The organism is Streptomyces hazeniae, from assembly GCF_031845485.1.
In the GTDB taxonomy this organism is placed as follows: Bacteria; Actinomycetota; Actinomycetes; order Streptomycetales; family Streptomycetaceae; genus Streptomyces; species Streptomyces hazeniae.
In genome coordinates, this window is the sequence record NZ_JAVREQ010000144.1 from 1 (window position 1) to 471 (window position 471).

At 68.4% G+C, this 471-nt stretch carries 1 pseudogene; it reads left to right on the forward strand.

Annotation, left to right across the window (positions count from 1 at the left end):
- Positions 1-471 (forward strand): annotated as a pseudogene (locus RM572_RS29025) (hypothetical protein); the annotation flags it as partial.

A 471-nucleotide genomic window follows, 5' to 3' on the forward strand; every position in this document is an offset into this window, starting at 1 on the left:
GATCGATCTGGTCGACTTCGACAAAGGCCGGTTCGCCGAGGTCGAGCGTGAGCTGCAACAGGTCGCCGACCGGCTCGGCGGGCTCGATCTCACCGTCATCCCGATCGCCGCCAAGCTCGGTGACAACGTGGTGCACCGCTCGCAGAACACCCCCTGGTACGACGGGCCCACCCTGCTCGAGTACCTCGAAGGAATCGAGCTGTCGGCGCCGCATGCCGATCCGGCGAACCTGAGGCTGGCCGTGCAGTGGGTGTCCCGGCCGACCGCGGAACAACGCCGCCGTTACACCGGCCGGCTGTCCGCGGGCACGCTCGCGGTCGGTGACCCCGTCGTGAGCCTGCCGGCCGGCACCCGCTCGATCGTGACGGCCGTGGACACCCTCGATGACGACCGGTCGGTAGGCGTTGCACCACTGTCGGTTTCGATCGAATTGGCCGACGACATCGACGTCGGGCGCGGTGACGTCTTCGT